The following is a 24,857-nucleotide window of genomic DNA, read 5'->3' on the forward strand; positions in this document are numbered from 1 at the left end:
CGGGCACGGGAGCGATCCCGGCCCGCCCGCCGCGCTGTCGCCGACAGCCCAGGCGCCCGCGGACTTTCGCCCGCCCAGAGGGAAAACCCTCGTGTACGGAGGGTGCGCGGCGTGTTTGACTTCCGTATCGGTGATGTATCGGTGATTCGCACGGTCCGAGCTCGACGGACCCGGTGGTGACAGCGAAGGGAAACCCGCCCGTGCCCCATGAGATCGATCAGTCGTTCCTGGCGCTCCCCTTGCGCCCCCTCGCCGACGCGGCACTCGCACGCGCGCGTGCCCTCGGTGCCGAGCACGCCGACTTCCGGTTCGAACGGGTGCGCAGTGCGTCCTGGCGGCTGCGGGACGCCCGGCCGGCCGGGTCGTCGGACACCACCGACCTGGGGTATGCGGTGCGGGTGGTGCACGGCGGTACGTGGGGGTTCGCCTCCGGAGTGGATCTGACGCTGGCCGCCGCCGCCAAGGTGGCCTCGCAGGCCGTGGCGATGGCGCGGCTGTCCGCCCAGGTGATCAAGGCGGCCGGGGCCGACGAGAGGGTCGAGCTGGCCGACGAGCCGGTGCACGCCGAGCGGACCTGGGTGTCGTCGTACGAGATCGACCCGTTCTCCGTGCCGGACGAGGAGAAGTCCGCGCTGCTCGCCGGCTTCAGCAGGCGGCTGCTGGCGGCCGACGGCGTGGACCACGTCGACGCCTCGCTGCTCACCGTGCACGAGAACAAGTTCTACGCCGACACCGCGGGCACCGTGACCACCCAGCAGCGGGTGCGGCTGCATCCGCAGCTGACGGCCGTGTCCGTGGACGAGTCCAGCGGGGAGTTCGACTCGATGCGGACGCTGGCCCCGCCCGTGGGGCGCGGCTGGGAGTACCTCACCGGGACCGGCTGGGACTGGGACGCCGAACTCGAACAGATCCCCGAGCTGCTGGCCGAGAAGATGCGCGCCCCGAGCGTCGAGGCGGGCGTCTACGACCTGGTCGTGGACCCCTCCAACCTGTGGCTGACCATCCACGAGTCCATCGGGCACGCCACCGAGCTGGACCGGGCCCTCGGCTACGAGGCCGCCTACGCCGGCACCTCCTTCGCCACCTTCGACCAGCTCGGCAAGCTGAAGTACGGCTCGGAGCTGATGAACGTCACCGGCGACCGCACCGCCGAACACGGTCTGGCGACCGTCGGCTACGACGACGAGGGCGTCGAGGCGCAGTCCTGGGACCTGGTGAAGGACGGCACGCTGGTCGGCTACCAGCTGGACCGCAGGATCGCGAAGCTGACCGGGTTCGAACGGTCCAACGGGTGCGCCTACGCGGACTCCCCCGGCCGGGTGCCGGTGCAGCGCATGGCGAACGTGTCGCTGCGGCCGGATCCGGCGGGGATGTCGACCGAGGATCTCATCGGCAGCGTCGACCGGGGCATCTACGTCGTCGGCGACCGGTCCTGGTCGATCGACATGCAGCGGTACAACTTCCAGTTCACCGGTCAGCGGTTCTTCCGGATCGTCAACGGGCGGCTGGCCGGGCAGCTGCGGGACGTCGCCTACCAGGCGACCACCACCGACTTCTGGGGCTCCATGGCGGCCGTCGGCGGCCCGCAGACGTACGTCCTCGGCGGCGCCTTCAACTGCGGCAAGGCCCAGCCGGGCCAGATCGCGTCCGTGTCCCACGGCTGCCCCTCCGCCCTCTTCAAGGGCGTCAACATCCTGAACACCACCCAGGAGGCCGGTCGATGAGCCCGCGTACCAGCAAGCCGCACGAGGTCGTCGAGCGCGCCCTCGCACTGTCCCGGGCGGACGGGTGCGTCGTCATCGCGGACGAGCACTCCACCGCCAACCTGCGCTGGGCGGGCAACGCGCTCACCACGAACGGTGTCACGCGCGGGCGCACGCTCACCGTGGTCGCGACCGTCGACGGCAAGGAGGGCACCGCCTCGGGCGTCGTGTCCAGGTCGGCCGTGACCGAGGACGAGCTGGAGCCGCTGGTGCGGGCCGCCGAGGAGGCCGCGCGCGGGGCCGGGCCGGCCGAGGACGCGCAGCCGCTGGTCACGGGCGTGCCGCAGTCCCCCGGCTTCACCGACGCGCCCGCCGAGACGTCCTCGGCGGTGTTCGCGGACTTCGCCCCGGCCCTCGGCGAGTCCTTCGCACGCGCGCGTGCCGGTGGCCGCGAGCTGTACGGCTTCGCCAATCACGAGCTGGTGTCGACGTATCTCGGTACCTCGACGGGTCTGCGCCTGCGCCACGACCAGCCCGTCGGAACCCTGGAGCTGAACGCGAAGTCCCCGGACCGTACGCGCTCGGCGTGGGCGGGACGGTCCACGCGGGACTTCAAGGACGTCGACCCGGCGGCGCTGGACGCGGAGCTGGCCGTACGGCTCGGCTGGGCCCAGCGGCGGATCGAGCTGCCCGCGGGGCGCTACGAGACGCTGCTGCCGCCGACCGCCGTCGCGGATCTGCTGATCTACCAGATGTGGTCCTCGTCGGGCCGGGACGCGGCCGAAGGGCGGACGGTGTTCTCCAAGCCGGGCGGCGGCACCCGCGTCGGCGAGAAGCTCAGCGGGCTGCCGCTGACCCTGCGCAGCGATCCGGGCCGGCCCGGTCTGGAGTGCGCTCCGTTCGTGGTCGCGCACTCCTCCGGCGGCGACCAGTCGGTGTTCGACAACGGGCTGCCGGTACAGGCGACCGAGTGGATCGGTGACGGCGAGCTCCGGCATCTGCTGACCACCCGGCACAGCGCGGGCCTGACCGGGCTGCCCGTGGCCCCGTCGGCCGGGAACCTGATCCTGGAGGGCGGCAGCGAGCGTTCCCTCGAGGAGATGGTCGCCGCCACCGAGCACGGCCTGCTGCTGACCTGCCTGTGGTACATCCGCGAGGTGGACCCGGCGACGCTGCTGCTGACGGGGCTGACCCGGGACGGGGTGTACCTGGTCGAGAACGGCGAGGTGACCGGTGCGGTCAACAACTTCCGGTTCAACGAGTCGCCGGTGGACCTGCTGGGCCGGGCCGCGGAGGCCGGGCGGACCGAGAAGACCCTGCCGCGCGAGTGGAGCGACTACTTCACCCGGGCCGCGATGCCGGCGCTGCGCGTCCCCGATTTCAATATGAGCTCTGTCAGCCAGGGCGTATAACCTCGTAGTCGGCTGTCACCCGACTGGCCCGGAACCGCCGGCGTGATCACCCGCGATCACCGGCGGGACCACCCACGAGATCATCTAGGAGACACGAGAACCGTGACGGACATCGTCGACGAGCTGAAGTGGCGGGGGCTGTTCGCCCTGTCCACTGACGAGGACGCTTTGCGCAAGGCGCTCGCGGACGGTCCCGTCACGTTCTATTGCGGCTTCGACCCGACCGCGCCGTCGCTGCACGTGGGGCACCTGGTGCAGGTGCTCACCGTGCGCCGGCTCCAGCAGGCCGGTCACCGGCCGCTGGCGCTGGTCGGCGGCGCCACGGGCCTGATCGGCGACCCGCGCCCGACCGCGGAGCGCACCCTGAACGACCCGGAGACGGTCGCCGGCTGGGTGGACAGGCTGCGCCGGCAGATCGAGCCGTTCCTGTCCTTCGAGGGCGAGAACGCCGCGGTCATGGTGAACAACCTGGACTGGACGCAGAACCTGTCGGCGATCGAGTTCCTCCGGGACATCGGCAAGCACTTCCGCGTCAACAAGATGCTGACGAAGGACTCGGTGGCCCGCCGTCTGGAGTCCGACCAGGGCATCAGCTACACCGAGTTCAGCTACCAGATCCTGCAGGGCATGGACTTCCTGCAGCTGTACCGGCGCCACGGCTGCACGCTCCAGCAGGGCGGCAGCGACCAGTGGGGCAACCTCACGGCCGGCCTGGACCTGATCCACCGGCTGGAGCCGGACGCCAGCGTGCACGCGCTGGCGACGCCGCTGATGACGAAGGCGGATGGCACCAAGTTCGGCAAGACCGAGGGCGGCGCCGTCTGGCTCGACCCGGAGATGACGACGCCGTACGCGTTCTACCAGTTCTGGCTGAACGTGGACGACCGGGACATCTCCAAGTACATGCGCATCCTGTCCTTCCGGTCCCGCGAGGAGCTTCAGGAGCTGGAGCGGCAGACCGAGGAGCGTCCGCAGGCCCGGGCCGCGCAGCGCGCGCTGGCGGAGGAGCTGACGACGCTGGTGCACGGCGCCGACCAGACGGCCGCGGTGATCGACGCCTCCAAGGCCCTGTTCGGCCAGGGCGAGCTGGCCGGGCTGGACGAGCGGACGCTCGCCGCGGCGCTGTCCGAGGTGCCGCACGTGCGGGTGACCGAGCTGGGCCCGGTGGTCGACCTGTTCGCCGAGGTCGGCCTGGTGCCCAGCAAGTCGGCCGCGCGCCGCACGGTCAAGGAGGGCGGTGCCTACGTGAACAACGTCAAGGTGACCGCCGAGGACGCGGTCCCCGCCGCTGAGGACCTGCTGCACGGCCGCTGGCTGGTGCTGCGCCGGGGCAAGAAGAACCTGGCGGCGGTCGAGGTCACCGGCGCCTGAAGGGACACCGCATGAGGAAGGGGTGGTCTCCCAGGAGGCCACCTCTTTCTCGTGTCCGGCGCGCTATGCCCGCTCCCGCCGCCGCTTCTTGTTGCCCCACAGCGCCATGTACGCCATGTCGCCGATAGCGACGATGATGATCGCGGCCACGAGCTGGAAGATGTGCCGGCTCCAGTCGATGCCGCGGGTCTCGGCGACGCCGGCCGCACGGGCGACCGCGTTGCCGGCGATCGCGCCGAGCATGCCGAAAATGGTGGTGAGCCAGAGCGGGCTGTGCTGCTTGCCGGGGATCACCGCCTTGGCGATCAGGCCGAGCACGAAGCCCACGATGATCGCCCACAACCAGCCCATGGCCGCCTCCTCCGGCTCGATGTGACCGCTACGGTCAGTGTCGGCCGGACGGCCCTGCGCCGCATGCCGGGCGCGGCTGTACGCATCGGGCGCCGGGGGCGTGGACGGGCGGAGTCACCGCGTGCGCCCGCGCGGACGCATACGGGTCGTTCGCGCAGGCAGAGGGTGCCCCGGCCTCGTAGGCGCGGTCGGCGCGGCGTAACGTGGAGCAGGTGCGGACCGGTGTTTCCTGCCGGTGGGCGACCGGGCAGGGAGCCGGGGAACTGTCCGATGCGGGCGAATGGTGGATTGTGATGCGGAAGCAGCATGGCGGTGGCCACGTCCAGGTGTTCCGGATCACGGGAGCCCGGACGGGCCTGCAGGAGGACGTGCGCGGCCGTCAGCGCCGGTATGTCATCTCGATGTCGATCCGTACGGTGTCGGTGCTCCTCGCGGTGGCGCTGTGGAACGTCGAGCGGTATGTGGCGATCGTGGCGCTGGTGCTCGGGCTGGTGCTGCCCTATATCGCCGTGGTGATCGCCAACGCGGGGCGGGAGAACGCGCCGAACCTGCCGTCGACGTTCGTCGCCATGCCGACCAAGCCGATGATCACGTCGCCGCGGAACGAGGAGGACGGCTTCGCGGAGTCCGGTGCCCGGGACACCACGGCCGACCCGGCGGCGGGCGCGGCGAACAGCGCTCCGAACGGCACCCCGGGCAGCGCCACGGGCGCGGCACGCGAGCCCCACGACGGCGTGTGACCGGCGCCGACCGCCGGCCCGGACGGGAAGCTCAAGAAATGCTCAGATCAATCATGTTGTTCCGGTGCCGGGCGACGGGTTACCCGTGACATACTTCGTACGCGCTCCGCATCCCCCGTCGGAGCGACAGACCGACGCCGGGCAGCTCCCCCCGTGGCTGCTCGGCGTCGCCTTGTGTGCCGTGGCTGTGAGACGAAGCTGTGACTGACGAGACCCCGATCTGCTCCGCCAAGGGCTGCCGTGCCGCCGCCGTGTGGGTGCTGGCCTGGAACAACCCGAAGATCCACACGCCGGAGCGCCGCAAGACATGGCTGGCGTGCGAGGAGCACCGGGAACACCTGTCGCAGTTCCTGGGGGTGCGGGGGTTCCTGAAGGACGTGGTCCTTCTGAAGGAGTGGGAAGCCTCCGAGCGCCCCGAAAGCCCCTGACGGCTCCCGAGCCTCCGAAGGCGGCGAGACACCCCCTGGGGACCGGACCTCAGCCGCCGATGGCGGACATCGGCCGGTCCGGCTGGACGAAGGACGGATCGTCCAGGCCCGCGCCCGCCTTCTTGCCCCACATCGCCAGCCGCCAGATGCGGGCGATCTCCTCGTCGGGGGCGCCGGAGCGCAGGGCGCCGCGCAGGTCGGTCTCCTCGGTGGCGAACAGACAGGTGCGGACCTGCCCGTCGGCCGTGAGGCGGGTGCGGTCGCAGGCCGCGCAGAACGGTCGCGTGACGGAGGCGATGACACCGACGCGGTGCGGGCCGCCGTCGACGAGCCAGCGCTCGGCCGGGGCGGAGCCGCGCGCCCCGGCCTCCTCGGGGGCCAGCTCGAAGCGGGTGCGCAGGGAGGCGAGGATGTCGCCGGCGGTGACCATGCCGTCGCGCTTCCAGCCGTGCTGGGCGTCCAGGGGCATCTGCTCGATGAAGCGCAGCTCGTAGTCGTGCTCCACGGCCCAGGCCAGGAGGTCCGGGGCCTCGTCGGCGTTCAGGCCCGGCATCAGGACGGTGTTGACCTTGACGGGGGTCAGACCGGCCTCGCGGGCGGCCTGCAGACCTTCGAGGACGTCCTTGTGGCGGTCGCGGCGGGTGAGCGCCTTGAAGACGTCCGGGCGGAGCGTGTCGAGGGAGACGTTGACCCGGTCCAGGCCGGCCGCCTTGAGGGCCGTCGCCGTGCGCTTCAGGCCGATGCCGTTGGTGGTGAGAGACATCTGGGGGCGTGGGTCCAGGGCCGCGACGCGCTCGACGATGCCGACCAGGCCGGGGCGCAGCAGGGGCTCGCCGCCGGTGAAGCGGACCTCCTTGACGCCCAGGGAGGTGACCGCGATGTCGATCAGGCGGACGATCTCGTCGTCCGTGAGCAGGTCGGGCTTGGCCAGCCACTGCAGGCCCTCCTCGGGCATGCAGTAGGTGCAGCGCAGATTGCACCGGTCGGTGAGCGAGACCCGCAGGTCGGTGGCCACTCGGCCGTAAGTGTCGATGAGCACGTGGCCCCCTCCCTCGTCCGGAACACTTGTCTTCCGTCACCTTGAGCCTACGTGACACCACCGACATCGGCCGAGGGGTGATCCCGACGAGGTGGGACGCGGCCGCGTCGTAGGGACCTACGACGCGGCCGCACCGGACATCTCAGTGGGCCCCGGTGCCCGTCAGCGAGCGCACCTCCAGTTCCGCGTACTTGCCGCTGTCCGGGGTCTCCTTGGACAGCAGGGTGCCGAGGACGCCCAGCAGGAAGCCGACCGGGATGGAGATCAGGCCCGGGTTCTCCAGCGGGAACCAGTGGAAGTCGACGTCCGGGAACATCGACGTGGGCTTGCCCGAGACCACCGGCGAGAACAGCACCAGGCCGACCGCGGTGACCAGGCCGCCGTAGATCGACCACAGGGCGCCGGCGGTGGTGAACCGCTTCCAGAACAGGCTGTAGAGGATGGTGGGCAGGTTGGCGGAGGCGGCGACCGCGAAGGCGAGGGCCACCAGTCCGGCGACGTTCAGGTCCCGGGCGAGGGCGCCGAGGACGATGGAGACGGCGCCGATGCCGACGGTCGCCCAGCGGGCCGCGCCCAGTTCCTGCTTCTCGGTGGCGGTGCCCTTCTTGATGACGTTGGCGTAGATGTCGTGGGCGAAGGAGGAGGACGAGGCGAGGGTGAGGCCCGCGACGACGGCGAGGATCGTGGCGAAGGCGACGGCCGAGATGCTGGCGAGCAGGACGGCGCCCCAGTTGGAGTCCACGCCGCCCAGGTGCAGGGCCAACAGCGGGGCCGCGGTGTTGCCGGCCTTGTTGGAGGCGATGATCTCGTCCGGCTTGATGAGGGCGGCGGCGCCGAAGCCGAGGGCGAGGGTCATCAGGTAGAAGGCGCCGATCAGGCCGATCGCCCAGATCACGGACTTGCGGGCGGCCTTGGCGGTCGGGACGGTGTAGAAGCGGATCAGGATGTGCGGCAGTCCGGCGGTGCCGAGCACCAGGGCGATGCCGAGCGAGAGGAAGTCCAGCTTGGTGGTGCCGGTGGCGCCGTACTTCAGGCCGGGCTCCAGGAACGCGGCGCCCTTGCCGCTGTTGTCGGCGGCGCTGCCGAGCAGGTCGGAGACGTTGAAGTCGAACTTCAGCAGCACCAGGAAGGTCAGCAGGATCGCGCCGGCGATCAGCAGCACGGCCTTGACCATCTGCACCCAGGTGGTGCCCTTCATGCCGCCGATGGTGACGTACACGATCATCAGTACGCCGACCAGGGCCACGATGCCGGTCTTGCCGCCGTCGCTGGTGATGCCGAGCAGCAGCGAGACCAGAACGCCCGCGCCCGCCATCTGGGCCAGCAGATAGAAGATCGACACGACGATGGTGGAGGCGCCGGCGGCGGTGCGGACGGGGCGCTGGCGCATCCGGTACGCCAGGACGTCGCCCATGGTGTAGCGGCCGGAGTTGCGCAGCGGTTCGGCGACCAGGAGCAGGGCGACCAGCCAGGCGACCAGGAAGCCGATGGAGTACAGGAAGCCGTCGTAGCCGAACAGCGCGATGGCGCCCGCGATGCCGAGGAAGGACGCGGCGGACATGTAGTCGCCGGAGACGGCGAGGCCGTTCTGGAATCCGGTGAACTGCCGCCCGCCGGCGTAGAAGTCGGCGGCGTCCTTGGTCTGGCGGCCGGCCCAGACGGTGATGACGAGGGTCGCGGCGACGAAGACCGCGAACAGGGTGATGATCAGCGTGCGGTGCTCGCTCGCCTCACCGGCGGCCAGCAGGGTGTGCGCTGCGGGGTGTGCGGTGGTCATGCTCCGCCCTCCATCCGGGACTTGATGGCCTCCGCCTTGGGGTCGAGCTTGGCGGCGGCGTGCCGCGCGTACCACCAGGCGATGAGGAACGTGGTGAGGAACTGGGCCAGTCCGAGGACCAGGGCGACGTTGATGTTGCCGAAGAGCTTGGTGCCCATGAAGTCGCCCGCGTAGTTGGACAGCAGGACGTACAGCAGGTACCAGGCGGTGAAGGCGATGGTCAGGGGGAAGGCGAAGGCGCGGTAGGAGCGGCGCAGTTCACCGAACTCGGCGCTCTCCTGCACCGCGGCGAACTCCTCGGTGGAGGGGAGGGGGACCTGCGTATTCGAGGGTGGCGGTGTCTCGGTGGCCACGTCAGTCTCCTCGCGTTGCGACAGCGGGTCCGGCTGCGGTCGGACCGGATGCGGATGCGGATGGGACAGGGGGCCCGAGGGTGCTGGGGCTCCCGTCCAAGGTCCACGGCGCCGCGCGAGGACCGGTTCAAGTTCCGCGCGTTCTTTCGCAAGTGGCCTGGGGAAGTCATTGCCAAGTCATTGCTGGCCGGTGAGGGGGCGGGATAGCTTCGCCCTGCACCACCGTCATGTATCCGCCCGAGCAGCACACCTGTGTCTCGGGCGGTTCTGTATCCGGATGATGTGGAGACCCCATGGCTCATCTGCGTTCCAGACGCCGACTCGCCCTGGCCGTACCGGTCGCGCTGTCGCTGACCGCCTCACTCGGCTTCCTGCCGGCCGTGGCCTCGGCGTCGCCCCGAGCGCAGTCCACCGCCACCGAGACCGACGCGGCCTCGCTGAGCTACGTCGTCAACGTCCGTCCCGGACACGGCGTCTCGGCCCAGGTGAAGCAGGCGATCGCGAAGGCCGGCGGCACGATCGTGACGTCGTACGACCAGATAGGCGTCATCGTCGTCCACTCCGCCGACCCGGGCTTCGCGAAGGCCATACGCCAGGCGCCCGGGGTGGAGTCCGCGGGCGCCACGCGTACGGCGCCGTTGCCCGCGCAGTCGACCACCGACGTGGGCGCGCCGAAGCCGCTGACCGCCGCGCAGGCGGCCGAGGCGGGCTCCGAAGCGGCCGACGGGCAGGACCCGTTGGAGCCGTTGCAGTGGGACCTGCCCGCCATCAAGGCCGACAAGGCGCACGAGAAGACGCTCGGCAGCCCGAACGTCACCGTCGCCGTCATCGACACGGGTGTGGACGACACCCACCCGGACATCGCCCCGAACTTCGACCGCGCCGCCTCCGTCAACTGTGTGTCGGGCAAGCCGGACACCACCGACGGCGCCTGGCGGCCGAGCGCCGCCGAGAGTCCGCACGGCACGCATGTGGCCGGGGAGATCGCGGGCGCGAAGAACGGCGTCGGCATCACGGGTGTGGCGCCGGGGGTGAAGGTGGCCGGCATCAAGGTCGCCAACCCGGACGGGTTCTTCTACACGGAGGCCGTGGTGTGCGGCTTCGTGTGGGCGGCCGAGCACGGTGTCGACGTGACCAACAACAGCTATTACACCGACCCGTGGTACTTCAACTGCGCGGACGACCCGGACCAGAAGGCACTGGTGGAGGCCGTCCGGCGGGCCTCGCAGTACGCGGAGCGCAAGGGCACGGTCAACGTCGCGGCGGCGGGCAACGAGAACTACGACCTGGCCTCCCACTCGATCACCGACCCGGTCTCCCCGAACGACTCCACGCCCGGGGACCGGGTGATCGACCCGCACAAGTGCTACGACATCCCGACCCAGCTGCCGGGTGTCGTCACGGTGGCGGCGACCGGTGCGAAGGGCGTCAAGTCGTCCTTCTCCAACTACGGTCTCGGTGTCATCGACATCGCCGCGCCGGGCGGTGACTCCACGATGTACCAGAAGCCCGAGCCGCCGGCGACCAGCGGCCTGATCCTGGGTCCGCTGCCGGGTGGCAAGTGGGGCTACATGGCCGGTACATCGATGGCGAGCCCGCATGTCGCCGGGGTTGCGGCATTGATCAAGTCGACGCATCCGCACGCCCCCGCGGCTCTGGTGAAGGCGCTGCTGTACGCGGAGGCCAGCGCCACGCCGTGCACGGACCCGTACGACATCAACGGGGACGGCAAGGTCGACGCGGTGTGCGAGGGCACGAAGAACCGCAACGGCTTCTACGGCTGGGGCACGGCGGACGCGCTGGCCGCGGTGACCAAGTAGCCGACGAGTAGCCGTCCAGACGGGGGTACGCGACCTATACTGATTCAGTCAATACTGCATAGTGCAGTCATGACTGACATCAGGTTCGCATGGTCCGCGCTGGGCGGCGATCCCGCCCTCGTGTCGCGGGTCACCACCGTGGAGCGGGAGGGCGCGCTCGGGGCGCGCCTTCCCGTGCGGGAGCTGGCACGCGCGTGCGTGGGCGCCTGTGCGCTGGCCGCCGCGGAGCTGGCCGCGCGACGGGCCGGGCGCACCGAGGTGCCCGCGGTCCGCGTGGACGACGGTGCCGTGGCCACCGCGTTCACCAGTGAGCGGCATCTGCTGGTCGACGGGCGGCCACCGCTCACCTTCGCGCCGCTGTCACGGTTCTGGCGGACGGCCGACGGCTGGGTGCGCACGCACGCCAACTACCCGCACCACCGGCAGCGGTTGCTCGTGGCGCTGGGGCTGCCGCAGGACGCCGACCCGGCGGCCGTGGAGGGCACGCTCGCCGAGCGGTCCGCGCTCGACGTCGAGGAGGCCGTGTACGCGGCCGGCGGCCTCGCCGTCGCGCTGCGCACGCCCGAGGAGTGGGCCGCGCACGAGCAGGGCGCCGCGGCGGCCGCCCGGCCGCTGGTCGAGCGCGAGCGGCCGGACGAGGCACGCGCGCGCGTGCTCCCCGCCGTCGAGGGAGCGCCCCTGCTGCCGGCCGCCGGGCTGCGCGTGCTGGACCTGACCCGGGTCATCGCAGGGCCCGTCGCCACCCGCACCCTCGCCCTGCTGGGCGCGGACGTGCTGCGCCTGGACGCTCCGCAACTGCCCGAACTCGCCGACCAGCACGCCGACACGGGCTTCGGGAAGCGGTCGGCGCTCCTGGACCTGGCGGCCGACCGGACGGCCTTGAAGGAGCTGCTGGCCGAGGCGGACGTCGTCGTCACCGGCTACCGCCCGGGCGCCCTGGACCGCTTCGGCCTCTCCCCCGAGGCGCTGGCCGAGCGACGGCCCGGTCTGGTCGTGGCGCAGTTGTCGGCGTGGGGCGGGTACGGGCCGTGGGGCGGGCGGCGCGGTTTCGACAGCCTCGTCCAGGTCGCCACCGGCATCGCGGCGGTCGAGGGGACGGCGCGGCGGCCGGGCGCGCTGCCCGCGCAGGCGCTGGACCACGGCACGGGCTGTCTCCTGGCGGGCGCGGTGCTGCGGGCCCTGACCGAGCAGTCCGCCGAGGGCGGCAGCCGGGTCGTACGGCTGTCGCTGGCGCGGACGGCGGCATGGCTGACGGGGGGCAGCGGTCCGGGTGCGAGCGAGCCGGGCGGTGCGCCGGGTTCCGCCGGGACGGGCACGGTCCCGGGTTCCGTGACGGGCGCCCCATACGACGGGCCGGAGCCGTGGCTCGGCGAGACGGACAGCGGGATCGGCCGGCTGCGGTACGCCCTGCCGCCCGTGACCTTCACCGGCGGCCCCGCCGCCTGGGCCCGGCCACCCGGCCGCTGGGGGTCGGACGCGGCCCGCTGGGCGTGAGCACACGGGCGTGACGGCGCGCGGACACCGTCAGGCGGAATGCCGTTCCCTCAGTTGCTTGTGCCCACTTGCCCCGTTTGTGGTGGCTGGTGAAGATCCTGGGGTGACGCTCATACGACCGGCCTCCGAGGCGGCAGACGCCGGCGGGAGGGGGCGGCGGGCCGCGACGTTACGGGCGGCCGCCGTCCTCGCCCTGGTGGCGCTCGCCGCGCTGATCCCGCTGTTCGGTCCGTCGGCCGCCCTGCACGGCACCGGAGAGGCAGCCGCCCCCGCAGCCGGTGGCATCACCCTGCTGCGGGCGGTGCTGTTCGCGGCGCTGTGCGTCCCCGTCGGCGAACTGTTCGTGAACCGGCTGGCCGACGGCCTTCCCGGCCCCGCGGCGGAGCCTCCGCGCACCTGGTCCCTGTACGCGGCCGCCGCCGGTTTCCTCGCCGCCCTCGGACTCGCCTCCGTGGTGGCCACCGGCCACCTGGTGCCGCACAGCCCGACCCAGATCGATGTGGGCGGCCTCTACCGCACCCGGGACGGCTCACTGGCCCTGCTGGAGGTCAACGCCTTCCCGCCGGCCGGTCTGTGCGCGCTCTCACGCCACCCGCGACTCCAGGTCCTGCCGCTCGGCGCGGTGGCCGTGGCCGAGGCGCTGCGCGCCCATCCCCCCACCGAGAGCGGCTCGTTGCTCGGCTCCGGCCTGACGCTCGCGCACCTGGTGTGCGGGGCGCTGTGGGCGGGCGGTCTGCTGCACACCCTGCGCACGCTGCGGCGCCGGCGAGGCACCGAGGCGGCCGCCGCGCTGCTGGGCCGCTACGCGCGCGGGGCGGCCGTACTGCTCGCCGCGGTCACCGCGACGGGCGTGTGCAGCACCCTGCGCCGGATGCCGCCCGAGACGGTGCTGCACCAGCTGACGGCGACGGCCTACGGCCGCACCCTGCTCGCCAAGGTGATCCTCGTGGCCGGCGTCGTCCTGCTGGCCCTCTGGGCGCGGCTCCGGCTGCGCCGGGCGCCCGACCCGCTGACGGCGTGCACCCCCGCGCGCGCGGAGATCGCCGGCCTGGCCGTGGTGGTCATGGTGTCGGGGCTGCTGACGGCGCTGCCGCCCCCGACCCGCTGGAGCTGATTCACAGGGCGGCCGGCGCCGATGCGCGGCGGGGTGGCGCCGGGCGAGGCGAACTCCGATGCGATTCGCCCGGTTTGCGCCACGCACGCATGACCGGCGCACGAAGTGGCGTGCGGGCGTACCGGTGTACGCGGGTGGCGCGGTGGCCACCTGAGGGACCGGGCTGTCAGTCACGGCCCGTATCCTCAGTGACCATGCTCGAAGACCGCACGCTCGCAGGGCCGTCCCCCACACCGTGGCCGGCCGCGTATCCGCAGGGATACGCGGTCGTTGACGTGGAGACCACCGGCCTGGCCCGCGACGACCGCATCATCTCCGCGGCGGTCTACCGGCTGGACGCGCGCGGCGAGGTGGAGGACCACTGGTACACGCTGGTCAACCCGGAGCGGGATCCGGGACCGGTGTGGATCCACGGTCTGACGAGCGAGGTGCTCGAAGGGGCGCCGCTCTTCGAGGACATCGCCGACGAGTTCTCCGCCCGGCTGGCCGGCCGGGTGCTCGTCGCGCACAACGCGGTGTTCGACTGGCAGATGATCGCCCGGGAGTACGCGCGCGCGAAGCGCGAGGCACCGGTGCGGCAGCGGCTGTGCACCATCGCGCTCTCCAAGGAGCTGGGGCTGCCGCTGCCCAACCACAAACTGGAGTCGCTGGCGGCGCACTTCGGCGTCGTACAGCGGCGGGCGCACCACGCGCTGGACGACGCGCGGGTGCTGGCGGAGGCGTTCCGGCCGAGCCTCGCGGCCGCGGCGGCCGGCGCCGTGCGGCTGCCGCTGCTGGAGTGCCGGCCGCTGACGGAGTGGTCGGACCGGCCCGTGCCCCGGCAGCCGTCCGGCGGCTACGGCGGCTACCGGGCGGGCAGTTGGCGCCCGTCCCGCAAAAGACCCGCATGCCCCTATCCCAACCCGGGCCGTTACGAAGAGGGCAAACGTCTCAAGCAGGGCATGCGGATCGCCTTTTCCGGTGACACCTCCGTCGACCGCGAGCTGCTGGAGGACCGCGCGACGGAAGCCGGGCTGCATGTCGCCACCAGCCTGTCCCGGCTGACCAGCCTGCTCGTCACCAACGACCCGGACTCGGGCACGTCGAAGGTGGTCAAGGCGCGGCTGTACGGCACGCCGGTGGTGGACGAGGCGGCGTTCGGGCAGCTGCTCGGGGACGTGGAACCGGCGGACGGCGACTGACCGGCGACGACGGACGCACGGCCCGGCGGACGGGCGGACGACGTGGCCGCCACGGGTGACCGGCGCGCCTCACGGTGACCTGCCCGCCCACACGTGACCGGCACGCGTACGGGTGACCGGCGGGCGTACGGGTGATTGCCGGGCGACTCGCCCGGCGGCCGCTCGCCCGCGAGGCGGCCACGGCTCACCCTGTGGCGCATGGCCAGATGTGAAGTATGCGGCAATGACTACGGTATGACCTTCGAGGTGCACGCCCAGGGCGCGGTGCACGTCTTCGACTGCTTCGCCTGCGCGATCCACCGCATGGCGCCGATCTGCGAGCACTGCCGGGTGCAGATCATCGGGCAGGGCGTCGAGGTCGAGGGCCACTGGTACTGCGGCGGGCACTGCGCCCGCGCGGAGGGGAAGGTCGGAATCGTCGACCATGTCTGAGGACACCCGGCACCCCCTGCGGGAAGAACCCCACGGCCGGGGAGGTACCGTCGTGGGGTGTACCGCTTCCTGTTGACCCGCCAGTGGGTGATCATCACCCTCGTGGCTCTCCTGCTCATCCCGACGATGATCTGGCTGGGTTTCTGGCAGCTGCACCGCCACGACCACAGGCAGAAGCTGAACCAGGTGATCACCGCCTCGCTGGCGGCGAAGCCCGTGCCCGTCGAGTCGCTCACCTCGGTCGGCGGATCCGTCGCCCACGACGCCATCTACCGCCGGGTGACCGCCAAGGGCCACTTCGACACGGCGCACGAACTGGTGGTGCGCCGGCGTACGAACGCGGACGACCAGGTCGGCTATCACGTCCTGACCCCGTTCGTGCTGGACGACGGCAGGACCCTCCTCGTCAACCGCGGCTGGATCCCCTCCTCCGCCTCGCAGACCGCCTTCCCCAGCATTCCGGCACCGGCGTCGGGCGAGATCACCGTCACCGGCCGGCTGATGCGGGACGAGACGACGGCCGCGAGCGGCATCAAGAACGTCAAGGGGCTGCCCGACCGCCAGATCATGCTGATCAACAGCGAACAGGTCGGCGCGCTGCTGCGTGACTCGGGCGACACCTCCGCCAAGTCGGTGTTCGGCGGCTACATCGAGCTGACCTCTCCCGCGCCCAAGGGCGGCAGTCCCGAACTGCTCCCGTCGCCCAGGGAGGACAGCAGCTGGATCGGCATAGGGGACATCAACCTGCCGTACGCCATCCAGTGGTGGCTGTTCGCCGCGGGTGTCCCCGTGGGCTGGCTGGTGCTGGCCCGCCGCGAACTCAAGGAGCGCGCGGGGGCGGCGAAGGAAACCGCGGCGAAGGAGACGGAACCCGCCGCGGTCTAGGGCGTGTTTCGAAAGTAGCGTCGTCCGCCCGAAGGGCGGGGCCCGCGGCGTCTGGTGCCGGGGGCACCTCCCACGCCGTTGAGGCAGTGGGGGAGCATCGCAAGGCGGAGGGTCGTCCGCGTACTGGGCGTACGTGGACGACCCCGACAACGCGGCGAGGTGCCGTGCCAGGCGTCGCGGGCCTGGGGGCACCTCCCGGCCGAAGGCTGGGGGAGGGACTTTCGAAACACGCCCTAGCTAAGCTAGTAGGGCCTGTCCGGCGGATCACGGCGCAGACACGGGGGCTGGCAGGCACATCCGGGTTGATCGGCGCCGTCGCCTATCTGCACCTTGATCCGCCGGACAGGCCCTGGGCGTCTGATTGCCCGGTGCCTTCAACGGGAATCCGGACATCCGTGCACCCGCGGATCGAGGACTACGCGCTCATCGGTGACGAGCAGACCGCCGCCCTGGTCGGCAGGGACGGCTCGATCGACTGGCTCTGTCTGCCCCGCTTCGACTCCGGCGCCTGCTTCGCGCGGCTGCTCGGCGACGAGGAGAACGGCCACTGGCGCCTGGCTCCCAAGGGCGCCGAGGGCCCCTGCACCCGCCGCGCCTACCGCCCGGACACGCTGGTCCTCGACACCGAGTGGGACACCCCCGAGGGCTCGGTCCGCGTCACCGACCTGATGCCGCAGCGCGACCGGGCCCCCGACGTGGTACGGATCGTGGAGGGCCTCAGCGGCCGGGTGACCGTGCGCAGCACGCTCCGGCTGCGCTTCGACTACGGCTCGATCGTCCCCTGGGTGCGCAAGGCCGACGGCCACCGGGTCGCCGTCGCCGGGCCGGACTCGGCGTGGCTGCGCAGCGAGCCGCCGGTGCGCACCTGGGGCGAGCACTTCCGCACCCATGCGGAGTTCACCGTCGCCGAGGGCGAGAAGGTGGCGTTCGTGCTGACCTGGCACCCCTCGCACGATCCGCGCCCGCCGCTGGTCGACCCGTTCCGGGCGCTGGACCACAGCGTCGTCGACTGGAGGGCCTGGGCGGCGCGCTGCCGCTACACCGGCCCGCACCGGGACGCCGTCGTCCGCTCCCTGATCACGCTGAAGGCGCTCACCTACGCCCCCACCGGCGGCATCGTCGCCGCCCCGACCACCTCCCTGCCCGAGGACCTGGGCGGGGTGCGCAACTGGGACTACCGCTACTGCTGGCTGCGCGACTCCACCCTCACCCTGGGCGCCCTGCTGTCGGCGGGCTACCAGGAGGAGGCCGAGGCGTGGCGCGACTGGCTGCTGCGCGCGGTCGCGGGCAACCCCGCGGATCTGCAGATCATGTACGGGCTCGCGGGTGAGCGCCGGCTGCCCGAGTACGAGCTGCCGTGGCTGTCCGGCTTCGCCGGCTCGGCGCCCGTACGGATCGGCAACGACGCGGTGAAACAGCTTCAGCTGGATGTGTACGGCGAGGTCCTGGACTCGCTGTCGCTGGCCCGTCGCTCGGGCCTGTCCTCCCGGCCGCACATGTGGTCGATGCAGTGCTCCCTGCTGGACTTCCTGCGCCGGGCCTGGCGGCAGCCCGACGAGGGGCTGTGGGAGGTGCGCGGCGGCCGGCGGCACTTCGTGCACTCCAAGGTGATGGTGTGGGTGGCCGCCGACCGGATGGTGCGCACCCTCGAGGAGAACCCGGCGCTGCACGGCGATCTGGAGGGCTGGCGGGCGCTGCGCGAAGAGGTGCACCGCGAGGTGTGCGAGAAGGGCTACGACCCCGAACGGAACACGTTCACGCAGTCCTACGGCTCGCGCGAGCTCGACGCCGCCCTGCTGCTGATTCCGCGAGTGGGTTTCCTGCCGCCGGACGACCCTCGGGTGACCGGCACCATCGACGCGGTCCGCGCGGAGCTCCGCAAGGACGGCCTGCTGCACCGCTACAGCACCGACACGGACGGCGCCGGCGCGGCGGCCGTGGACGGGCTGCCCGGCGGCGAGGGCACCTTCCTGGTGTGCTCGTTCTGGCTCGCCCACGCGCTGCACATCACCGGCCGGACCCGGGAGGCCCGGGAGCTGTTCGAGAGGCTGGTGGGCCTCGCCAACGACGTGGGGCTGCTGGCGGAGGAGTACCGGGTGGACGACGCGACGGGCGGGGGCCGGCAGCTCGGCAACTTCCCGCAGGCGTTCAGCCACATCGGCCTGGTGAACACCGCCCTCGCCTTGTTCGGGGACGACCGGGCAGGATAGGGGCCATGGATCTTGGGCTGAAGGACAGGGTGTACGTCGTCACCGGGGCCACCCGCGGGCTGGGCAACGCCGCCGCGCGCGAGCTGGTCGCCGACGGGGCGAAGGTGGTCATCACCGGACGGGACGGGAAGCGGGCCGCCGACGCGGCGGCCGAGCTGGGCGCGAACGCCGTCGGGGTGGGCGTGGACAACGCCGACGCCGAGGCCCCGGCGCGGCTGATCGCGGCCGCGCGGGAGCACTTCGGGGGCTTCGACGGCGTCCTGGTCAGCGTCGGCGGACCGGCGCCCGGCTTCGTCGCCGACAACACCGACGAGCAGTGGCAGTCGGCGTTCGAGTCGGTGTTCCTGGGCGCGGTGCGGCTGGCCCGGGCCGCTGCGGCGGAGCTGGAGGCGGGCGGTGTCATCGGCTTCGTGCTGTCCGGTTCGGTGCACGAGCCGATCCCGGGGCTGACCATCTCCAACGGCCTGCGGCCCGGGCTCGCCGGGTTCGCCAAGTCCCTCGCGGACGAACTGGGGCCGCGCGGCATCCGGGTCGTCGGTCTGCTTCCGGCCCGCATCGACACGGACCGCGTGCGCGAGCTGGACGGGCTCTCGGCGGACCCGGAGGCGACCCGCGCGGCGAACGAGTCCCGGATCCCCCTGCGCAGGTACGGCACCCCGGAGGAGTTCGGCCGCGCGACGGCGTTCCTCCTGTCCCCGGCGGCGTCCTACCTGACCGGCATCATGCTCCCGGTCGACGGCGGCGCCCGACACGGCTTCTGACCCCCCGCCCGGCCTGCGGACGCGCGCGGGCAGTCACCTGCCCACCGCGCCCGTCCGGAAGCGGCTCCCTCACCTGGTCACGGTCACCTGGTCACGCCGTGGCCGGACGCGGGCACGGTGGAGACGGCAGGCCGGTGAGTACGACCGGCCGGCCTGGGCCAGGGCCCGAGGGCGCGCGCCGCACGTCGCGCGTCGCAGGCGGAGCCGTACGCCGTCGCCCACCGCATGCGCCCCGGCTCGGGGCGGCACGGCGGCTGGGAGCACAGCGCCGGGACGCGGGCACCGCGCGGATGGTCGTCGCCGGTGAAGGCGACCACCGGCGACCACCGGCGACGACCGGACTGGCGCGGCTGGGGCGAGCGGCGACGACCGGGCACCGGGCCCGGCCGGAGGGGGCGGCCGCAGCGCGTGGGCCGGTCGGGCCGGTTACTCGCCGAGGCCGGCCAGGTCGCGCAGGCGGCGAGCCTGGGCCTGGCGTTCGGCGGCGCGCTGGGCTTCGTAGCTGTGGGTCCGGGCGCTCTGGAGCAGGGCCTTGGTCTCGATCACCGCGTCGCGGGGCGCGGCGAGGATGGCCGAGGCAAGGTCGCCGACCGCCGCATCGAGCTGGTCGCGGGGCACGGCGAGGTTGGCCAGCCCGGTGTTCACCGCCTCCTCGGCGGTCACGAACCGGCCGGTCACGCAGACCTCCAGGGCGCGGGCGTAGCCGACCAGCCCCACCAGCGGATGCGTGCCGGTGAGGTCCGGTACCAGCCCGAGGCTGGTCTCGCGCATCGCGAACTGCACGTCGTCGGCGACGACGCGCAGATCACAGGCGAGCGCCAGCTGGAAGCCCGCCCCGATGGCGTGCCCCTGGACCGCGGCGACGGACACGAGGTCGCTGCGCCGCCACCAGGTGAACGCCTCCTGGTACTCGGCGATGGTCGCATCCAGCTCGGCGTCGCTGCCGCGTGCGAGGTCGATGAACGACGGCTCGCCGTCGAATCCCTCCGGCGTGAACGCCTGCCGGTCGAGGCCGGCGGAGAAGGACTTGCCCTCGGCGCGCAGCAGCACGACACGGACGGAGCCCGGCAGCAGCCGCCCGGCCTCGGCGAGCGCCCGCCACAGGGCGGGGCTCTGCGCGTTGCGCTTGGCCGGGTTGGTCAGCGTCACCGTGGCGATCGAGTCGTCCACGGTGAGCCGCACGCCGTCCTTGTCGAGTACGTCGGATACTGGGTCACGTACCGGGTCGAGGTCGTGCTCGGGCGAAGCCATGGTGCGCCTCCGATGGGTGCGGTCGTCCAGGACGCCAGCGCGGGCATCCTAAGTGACTGCACAGTAACCACCCGGCCGTTCGGCTGCCCGACCGGGTGGTCACCATCGAAGCCGATGGCCCTCCCGAGATCAGGCCGACGGGGCCTTCTTGCCCCGCGTCGCCCCGCCACGCCCACGGAGCGTGACGCCCGACTCGCTGAGCATCCGGTGCACGAAGCCATACGAGCGGCCGGTTTCCTCGGCCAACGCCCGAATGCTCGCACCGGCGTCGTACTTCTTCTTCAGGTCTGCCGCGAGCTTGTCGCGCGCGGCGCCGGTCACCCGGCTGCCCTTCTTCAGAGTCTCGGCCACCCGTGCCTCCTCATGGGAAGTGCGCTCTGGTCTCCTCATGATCACCCCTCCCGGGCCCGATGGCCACCCATTCGGCAAGGTCTGTGCGACATGGTTGTGACGACAGGAGTCGGCCCCCACAAGCGGAATCCAGCATTCCATACGGTGCCGTCGATACCGCCGAACGGGTTGTTCCACGAAGTCCCAGGTCACAGGCGCACGACGGCCGAGCCCTTGGTACGTAAGGGCTCGGCCGGGAAATCCGTGTACGACACACCTCGATACGAGGAGATCTCACACAGATGATGGATCACCGATGGGCCGAATGATCCATACGCCGTTGATCAGAGGGTGAGCAGAGGGTCACCGGAGGCGGCACGGAGCCCGACCGGAGCCCCGGCAGGGCGGGTCCCGGTCAGGCCAGGGCGACGAGGTCCGCGTAGTCGGAGCCCCACAGGTCCTCGACGCCGTCGGGCAGCAGAATGATCCGCTCCGGCTGGAGCGCCTCGACCGCTCCCTCGTCGTGCGTGACCAGGACGACCGCGCCCTTGTACGTGCGCAGCGCCCCGAGGATCTCCTCGCGGCTGGCCGGGTCGAGGTTGTTGGTCGGCTCGTCGAGCAGCAGCACGTTGGCGGAGGAGACGACCAGGGTGGCGAGGGCGAGGCGGGTCTTCTCGCCGCCGGAGAGGACCCCGGCCGGCTTGTCGACGTCGTCACCGGAGAACAGGAACGAGCCCAGCACCTTGCGGACCTCGACGAGGTCCATGTCCGGGGCGGCCGAGCGCATGTTCTCCAGGACCGTGCGGTCGGCGTCCAGGGTCTCGTGCTCCTGGGCGTAGTAGCCGAGCTTGAGCCCGTGGCCGGGGACGACCGCGCCGGTGTCGGGCTGCTCGACGCCCGCGAGCAGGCGCAGCAGGGTGGTCTTGCCCGCGCCGTTGAGGCCGAGGATGACGACCCTGGAGCCCTTGTCGATGGCCAGGTCGACGTCGGTGAAGATCTCCAGGGAGCCGTACGACTTCGACAGGCCCTCGGCCATCAGCGGCGTCTTGCCGCACGGCGCGGGCTCGGGGAAGCGCAGCTTGGCGACCTTGTCGGACTGCCGGACCGCCTCGAGGCCGGCGAGCAGCTTGTCCGCACGCCGGGCCATGTTCTGCGCCGCGACCGTCTTGGTGGCCTTGGCGCGCATCTTGTCGGCCTGGGCGTTGAGCGCGGCGGCCTTCTTCTCGGCGTTGGCCCGCTCCCGCTTGCGGCGCTTCTCGTCGGCCTCGCGCTGCTGCTGGTAGAGCTTCCAGCCCATGTTGTAGACGTCGATCGCCGAACGGTTGGCGTCCAGGTAGAACACCTTGTTGACGACCGTGTCGACCAGGTCGACGTCGTGCGAGATGACGATGAAGCCGCCGCGGTAGGTCTTCAGGTAGTCGCGCAGCCAGATGATCGAGTCCGCGTCGAGGTGGTTGGTCGGCTCGTCCAGGAGCAGCGTGTCCGCGTCGGAGAACAGGATCCGCGCCAGCTCGATACGGCGGCGCTGACCGCCGGAGAGCGTGTGCAGGGGCTGGCCGAGCACCCGGTCGGGCAGGTTGAGCGCGGCGGCGATGGTGGCGGCCTCGGCCTCGGCGGAGTATCCGCCCTTGGTGAGGAACTCGGTCTCCTGGCGCTCGTACTGCTTGAGGGCCTTCTCACGGGTGGCGCCCTTGCCGGTGGCGATGCGCTGCTCGTTCTCGCGCATCTTGCGGATCAGTACGTCCAGGCCGCGGGCGGAGAGAATGCGGTCGCGCGCGAGCACGTCGAGGTCGCCGGTGCGGGGGTCCTGCGGGAGGTAGCCGACCTCGCCGGAGCGGGTGACGGTGCCGGCGGCGGGGATGCCCTCGCCGGCCAGGACCTTGGTCAGGGTCGTCTTGCCGGCGCCGTTGCGGCCGACCAGGCCGATGCGGTCGCCCTTGGCGACGCGGAAAGTGGCGCTCTCGATGAGGATGCGGGCACCGGCGCGCAGCTCGATGCCGGAAGCGGAGATCACGGACAGACTCCAGGGCAGGTGGGGGCGGATGGGCGGCTGGGGACGTACCCGCCCTCTAATGCGCGAGGAGAATGGCCATGCGGAACAGTCTAACGGGGGTGTGCAAGCGGTTTTCCCGTGCGTTCGCGGCGTGAGCGCCGGGGCGTTGTCAGTGGCCGGTGCCAGACTGGGCGGCGAACCGGACTTTCCGGCGAGTACCGACTCACAAGGGAGTGATCGGCATGGCGGACACGGTCGGCGGGCGCCCGAGCGTCTTCCCCACGCTGCTGTACGCGGACGCGAAGGCGGCCGTCAAGCAGCTCACCGAGGCCCTCGGTTTCACCGAGCTGACGGTCTACGAGGGCGAGGACGGCCTCGTTCACCACGCCGAGCTGGTGCAGGGCAACGGCGCGGTGATGCTCGGCTCCAAGGGCCGCGGCGGCCGCTTCGACGAGGCGATGCGCGGCGCGGGCCCGGCGGGGGTGTACGTCGTGGTGGACGACGTGGACGGCCACTACCAGCGCGCGGTGGACCACGGCGTGGAGATCCTGATGCCCCCCACGGACCAGGACTACGGGTCCCGGGACTACATGGCCCGGGACGCCGAGGGCAACATCTGGAGCTTCGGCACGTACGCCCCGCGCATGGAGGCCTGAGCTGCCTCCCGCGGGCAGGCCGGCCTGATCCAAACGAAAGGCCCTAGTTGCCGCCGGTGTGCACCTGGAAGGCGGCCCGGCGGACCGCCTTCGCCAGGGAGGGGTCGGGGTGGGCGGCGGCGAGCGCCACCAGCACCTGCACGGTACGGGGGTGCCCGACGGCCCGTACCTCGTCCAGCAGTGCGGGGACGGTGGGCTGGAGCGCGGCCTCCAGATGGCGGACGAGCATCGGCGCCTCTCCGTGGTCGGCGACGGCGGCGGCGGTGTCCACCCACAGCCACGTGGCCTCCTCCCGGGTGAGGACCTCGTGGGCGTCCTCGGGGTCGACGCCGTCGTGCTCCGCCAGCCACAGCAGGGCGTACGGCCGCAGCGCGGGCTCGTCGAGCACGGCGCGTACGTCGGGCTCGGCGGGGGCGCCCACGACCCTCAGCGCCTCGAAGGCGAGGCCGCGCAGCAGGGCGTCCTCGCCGCGTGCGGCACCGAGCAGTTCGGTGACGGCGCTGCCGACGGGGCGGGCGGCGAGCCAGGCCCGGTACTCGGCGCGGGCCGCGTTCGGGCGCAGCTGGGCGCAGCCGCGGAGCATGTCCTCGGCCGCCTGTTCGATGTTCCCCGCGGGGCTCTGGGCGGCGACGCAGATCTGCTCCAGCTTGACCCAGACCGCCCAGCTGCCCAGCGGGGTGAGTGTGGCCTGGCCGTCGCCGTAGGTGAGCGCGCCGACGGAGGCGAGCGCCCGCAGCGCCCAGTCGAGCAGGGGGGCCAGTGCGGCGGCCTCGGCGGGGCCCGCGAGGCTCGCCGGCTCGGCGGCGGGTACGGCGGGCTGGGCGTCGTAGGGCACCTCGCAGCGTGCGGTGCGCAGCTCGGTGACGCGCTGCCGGAGGAGGTCGAGGAGCTGCTCGACCGGGACGGGGCCGGCCGAGAGCTGGAGGAAGGAGAGCACCTGCGGCATGGCCGAGACGACCTCGGCGACGGCGGCGGCCTCCTGGCCCCCCGGCTCCGGGCAGGCCAGCGACCAGGCGTCGAAGAGGGCCACCCAGCCGCGCAGCACGGCGCTGTCGTCGCGGTCCCAGGCGCGCAGCCGCCAGCCGGGGCGGGCGTTGTCGCCGTGCACCTCGACCAGGCCGGCGAGGCGGGCGGTGTCCCAGTCGGCGCGGACCTGGGCGACGCCCAGGCGCAGCTCGGCGGCGGCCTGCCGCGCGGTCGCCTCGGAGAGGGTGGCCTTGCCGTCGGCGGTCGCCCCGTTCCGGCCGGGTCCGAGGGCGGCGTCGGCCCAGCGGGCGACGCGGACCGCCCCGGCGAGGCCGGAGCGCGCCATTCTGGCCAGTTCCGCGGGTGCCGGGGTGCCCTCCGGGGGGCGCGGTGCGGTGCGGCGCGGGCGCCGCTGGTTCACGGCTCGAGGGGCGGCGGCCAGGGGTCGGGGTCGGACGAGTCGAAGCCTGGAGTCGCGCGGGATACGGGACGTCACGGGTGCAGTCTTCCGTTTGACGGTCGGAAAACCCAAACGGAATGTCACGGCGGGCGACGGAGATGGCCAACGCAGGGGTCCCCAGGGTGCCCGA

The 24,857-nt window shown here is 72.2% G+C and carries 22 protein-coding genes; 14 read left to right on the forward strand and 8 right to left on the reverse strand.

Annotated elements, in window-relative coordinates; genetic code table 11:
* The first annotated feature begins 200 nt into the window (after positions 1–200).
* The 3 genes from R2S09_RS19110 to tyrS all read left to right on the forward strand — a co-directional run bounded on the left by R2S09_RS19110 (position 201) and on the right by tyrS (position 4,486).
* Entirely contained in the window at positions 201–1,724 is a 1,524-nt protein-coding gene (locus tag R2S09_RS19110) for a TldD/PmbA family protein (protein WP_316742283.1), read from the forward strand.
* The gene (locus tag R2S09_RS19115; RefSeq protein WP_316742284.1) at positions 1,721–3,115 is read left to right on the forward strand and encodes a metallopeptidase TldD-related protein; all 1,395 of its coding nucleotides are present in this window, start codon (positions 1,721–1,723) and stop codon (positions 3,113–3,115) included. The genes R2S09_RS19110 and R2S09_RS19115 overlap by 4 nt, the downstream gene beginning before the upstream one ends.
* A 102-nt stretch (positions 3,116–3,217) precedes the next feature.
* Positions 3,218–4,486, forward strand: coding sequence for a tyrosine--tRNA ligase (gene tyrS / locus R2S09_RS19120; protein WP_306183883.1), 1,269 nt, complete (start codon positions 3,218–3,220; stop codon positions 4,484–4,486).
* Positions 4,487–4,549: 63 nt separating this feature from the next.
* Here tyrS and R2S09_RS19125 read toward each other — a convergent pair whose 3' ends face one another.
* Positions 4,550–4,837, reverse strand: coding sequence for a GlsB/YeaQ/YmgE family stress response membrane protein (locus R2S09_RS19125; protein ID WP_306183882.1), 288 nt, complete (start codon positions 4,835–4,837; stop codon positions 4,550–4,552).
* A 293-nt stretch (positions 4,838–5,130) separates the two neighbouring features.
* On the opposite strand from R2S09_RS19125, the gene R2S09_RS19130 reads away from it, so the two are divergent.
* Positions 5,131–5,577 (forward strand): DUF3099 domain-containing protein, encoded by a 447-nt coding sequence (locus R2S09_RS19130; RefSeq protein ID WP_306183881.1) that lies wholly within the window; start codon positions 5,131–5,133, stop codon positions 5,575–5,577.
* 200 nt (positions 5,578–5,777) lie between these two features.
* Positions 5,778–6,005 carry a hypothetical protein gene (locus tag R2S09_RS19135; RefSeq protein ID WP_306183880.1) on the forward strand — a complete coding sequence of 76 codons (228 nt, stop codon included), beginning with the start codon at positions 5,778–5,780 and terminating at the stop codon, positions 6,003–6,005.
* Between the two features lie 49 nt (positions 6,006–6,054).
* Here the strand turns inward: R2S09_RS19135 and moaA are convergent, their stop codons facing one another.
* The 3 genes from moaA to R2S09_RS19150 all read right to left on the reverse strand — a co-directional run bounded on the left by moaA (position 6,055) and on the right by R2S09_RS19150 (position 9,174).
* Complete coding sequence (gene moaA, locus R2S09_RS19140; RefSeq protein ID WP_316742287.1) at positions 6,055–7,044, reverse strand: GTP 3',8-cyclase MoaA; 990 nt, start codon at positions 7,042–7,044, stop codon at positions 6,055–6,057.
* 142 nt (positions 7,045–7,186) lie between these two features.
* Positions 7,187–8,821, reverse strand: a complete 1,635-nt coding sequence (locus R2S09_RS19145; RefSeq protein ID WP_316742289.1) for a cation acetate symporter — start codon at positions 8,819–8,821, stop codon at positions 7,187–7,189.
* Positions 8,818–9,174: a DUF485 domain-containing protein gene (locus R2S09_RS19150; RefSeq protein ID WP_306183874.1), complete on the reverse strand. Its 357-nt coding sequence runs from the start codon at positions 9,172–9,174 to the stop codon at positions 8,818–8,820. The genes R2S09_RS19145 and R2S09_RS19150 overlap by 4 nt, the downstream gene beginning before the upstream one ends.
* Before the next feature lie 293 nt (positions 9,175–9,467).
* On the opposite strand from R2S09_RS19150, the gene R2S09_RS19155 reads away from it, so the two are divergent.
* The 8 genes from R2S09_RS19155 to R2S09_RS19190 all read left to right on the forward strand — a co-directional run bounded on the left by R2S09_RS19155 (position 9,468) and on the right by R2S09_RS19190 (position 19,071).
* Positions 9,468–10,994: a S8 family serine peptidase gene (locus R2S09_RS19155; protein WP_316742292.1), complete on the forward strand. Its 1,527-nt coding sequence runs from the start codon at positions 9,468–9,470 to the stop codon at positions 10,992–10,994.
* Positions 10,995–11,063: 69 nt separating this feature from the next.
* The gene (locus R2S09_RS19160; protein ID WP_316742293.1) at positions 11,064–12,488 is read left to right on the forward strand and encodes a CoA transferase; all 1,425 of its coding nucleotides are present in this window, start codon (positions 11,064–11,066) and stop codon (positions 12,486–12,488) included.
* Positions 12,489–12,591: 103 nt separating this feature from the next.
* A complete protein-coding gene (locus tag R2S09_RS19165) occupies positions 12,592–13,602 on the forward strand; it encodes a CopD family protein (RefSeq protein WP_316742295.1) in 1,011 nt (336 codons plus the stop codon).
* Between the two features lie 194 nt (positions 13,603–13,796).
* Positions 13,797–14,783, forward strand: coding sequence for a DEDDh family exonuclease (locus tag R2S09_RS19170; protein ID WP_306183867.1), 987 nt, complete (start codon positions 13,797–13,799; stop codon positions 14,781–14,783).
* Between the two features lie 198 nt (positions 14,784–14,981).
* Entirely contained in the window at positions 14,982–15,215 is a 234-nt protein-coding gene (locus R2S09_RS19175; RefSeq protein WP_037869664.1) for a hypothetical protein, read from the forward strand.
* Between the two features lie 57 nt (positions 15,216–15,272).
* Positions 15,273–16,100 (forward strand): SURF1 family protein, encoded by an 828-nt coding sequence (locus R2S09_RS19180; protein ID WP_306183864.1) that lies wholly within the window; start codon positions 15,273–15,275, stop codon positions 16,098–16,100.
* A 395-nt stretch (positions 16,101–16,495) separates the two neighbouring features.
* Complete coding sequence (locus tag R2S09_RS19185; RefSeq protein WP_306183986.1) at positions 16,496–18,310, forward strand: glycoside hydrolase family 15 protein; 1,815 nt, start codon at positions 16,496–16,498, stop codon at positions 18,308–18,310.
* A gap of 5 nt (positions 18,311–18,315) precedes the next feature.
* Positions 18,316–19,071 (forward strand): SDR family oxidoreductase, encoded by a 756-nt coding sequence (locus R2S09_RS19190; protein WP_316742297.1) that lies wholly within the window; start codon positions 18,316–18,318, stop codon positions 19,069–19,071.
* Between the two features lie 426 nt (positions 19,072–19,497).
* Here R2S09_RS19190 and R2S09_RS19195 read toward each other — a convergent pair whose 3' ends face one another.
* The 3 genes from R2S09_RS19195 to R2S09_RS19205 form a co-directional block, all read right to left on the reverse strand.
* On the reverse strand, positions 19,498–20,322 hold the full coding sequence (locus tag R2S09_RS19195) for an enoyl-CoA hydratase/isomerase family protein (protein ID WP_306183861.1): 825 nt from the start codon (positions 20,320–20,322) through the stop codon (positions 19,498–19,500).
* 129 nt (positions 20,323–20,451) lie between these two features.
* On the reverse strand, positions 20,452–20,673 hold the full coding sequence (locus tag R2S09_RS19200; RefSeq protein ID WP_029385158.1) for a helix-turn-helix domain-containing protein: 222 nt from the start codon (positions 20,671–20,673) through the stop codon (positions 20,452–20,454).
* Positions 20,674–21,067: 394 nt separating this feature from the next.
* On the reverse strand, positions 21,068–22,666 hold the full coding sequence (locus R2S09_RS19205) for an ABC-F family ATP-binding cassette domain-containing protein (RefSeq protein ID WP_316742300.1): 1,599 nt from the start codon (positions 22,664–22,666) through the stop codon (positions 21,068–21,070).
* A gap of 221 nt (positions 22,667–22,887) precedes the next feature.
* Between R2S09_RS19205 and R2S09_RS19210 the strand changes: the two genes are divergently transcribed.
* A complete protein-coding gene (locus R2S09_RS19210; RefSeq protein WP_306183853.1) occupies positions 22,888–23,301 on the forward strand; it encodes a VOC family protein in 414 nt (137 codons plus the stop codon).
* A gap of 43 nt (positions 23,302–23,344) precedes the next feature.
* On the opposite strand, the gene R2S09_RS19215 is transcribed toward R2S09_RS19210, so the two are convergent.
* Complete coding sequence (locus R2S09_RS19215; protein WP_306183850.1) at positions 23,345–24,763, reverse strand: hypothetical protein; 1,419 nt, start codon at positions 24,761–24,763, stop codon at positions 23,345–23,347.
* Positions 24,764–24,857: the final 94 nt, after the last annotated feature.

The organism is Streptomyces sp. MK7 (assembly GCF_032658145.1).
GTDB lineage: Bacteria > Actinomycetota > Actinomycetes > Streptomycetales > Streptomycetaceae > Streptomyces > Streptomyces spiralis.

Excerpts from the sequence above, each read along its gene's own strand:
- R2S09_RS19115 (WP_316742284.1), top strand. The coding sequence starts at position 1,721 with ATGAGCCCGCGTACCAGCAAGCCGCACGAGGTCGTCGAGCGCGCCCTC.
- R2S09_RS19125 (WP_306183882.1), bottom strand. The coding sequence starts at position 4,837 with ATGGGCTGGTTGTGGGCGATCATCGTGGGCTTCGTGCTCGGCCTGATC.
- R2S09_RS19130 (WP_306183881.1), top strand. The coding sequence starts at position 5,131 with ATGCGGAAGCAGCATGGCGGTGGCCACGTCCAGGTGTTCCGGATCACG.
- R2S09_RS19145 (WP_316742289.1), bottom strand. The coding sequence starts at position 8,821 with ATGACCACCGCACACCCCGCAGCGCACACCCTGCTGGCCGCCGGTGAG.
- R2S09_RS19155 (WP_316742292.1), top strand. The coding sequence starts at position 9,468 with ATGGCTCATCTGCGTTCCAGACGCCGACTCGCCCTGGCCGTACCGGTC.
- R2S09_RS19160 (WP_316742293.1), top strand. The coding sequence starts at position 11,064 with ATGACTGACATCAGGTTCGCATGGTCCGCGCTGGGCGGCGATCCCGCC.
- R2S09_RS19170 (WP_306183867.1), top strand. The coding sequence starts at position 13,797 with ATGCTCGAAGACCGCACGCTCGCAGGGCCGTCCCCCACACCGTGGCCG.
- R2S09_RS19175 (WP_037869664.1), top strand. The coding sequence starts at position 14,982 with ATGGCCAGATGTGAAGTATGCGGCAATGACTACGGTATGACCTTCGAG.
- R2S09_RS19190 (WP_316742297.1), top strand. The coding sequence starts at position 18,316 with ATGGATCTTGGGCTGAAGGACAGGGTGTACGTCGTCACCGGGGCCACC.
- R2S09_RS19195 (WP_306183861.1), bottom strand. The coding sequence starts at position 20,322 with ATGGCTTCGCCCGAGCACGACCTCGACCCGGTACGTGACCCAGTATCC.
- R2S09_RS19210 (WP_306183853.1), top strand. The coding sequence starts at position 22,888 with ATGGCGGACACGGTCGGCGGGCGCCCGAGCGTCTTCCCCACGCTGCTG.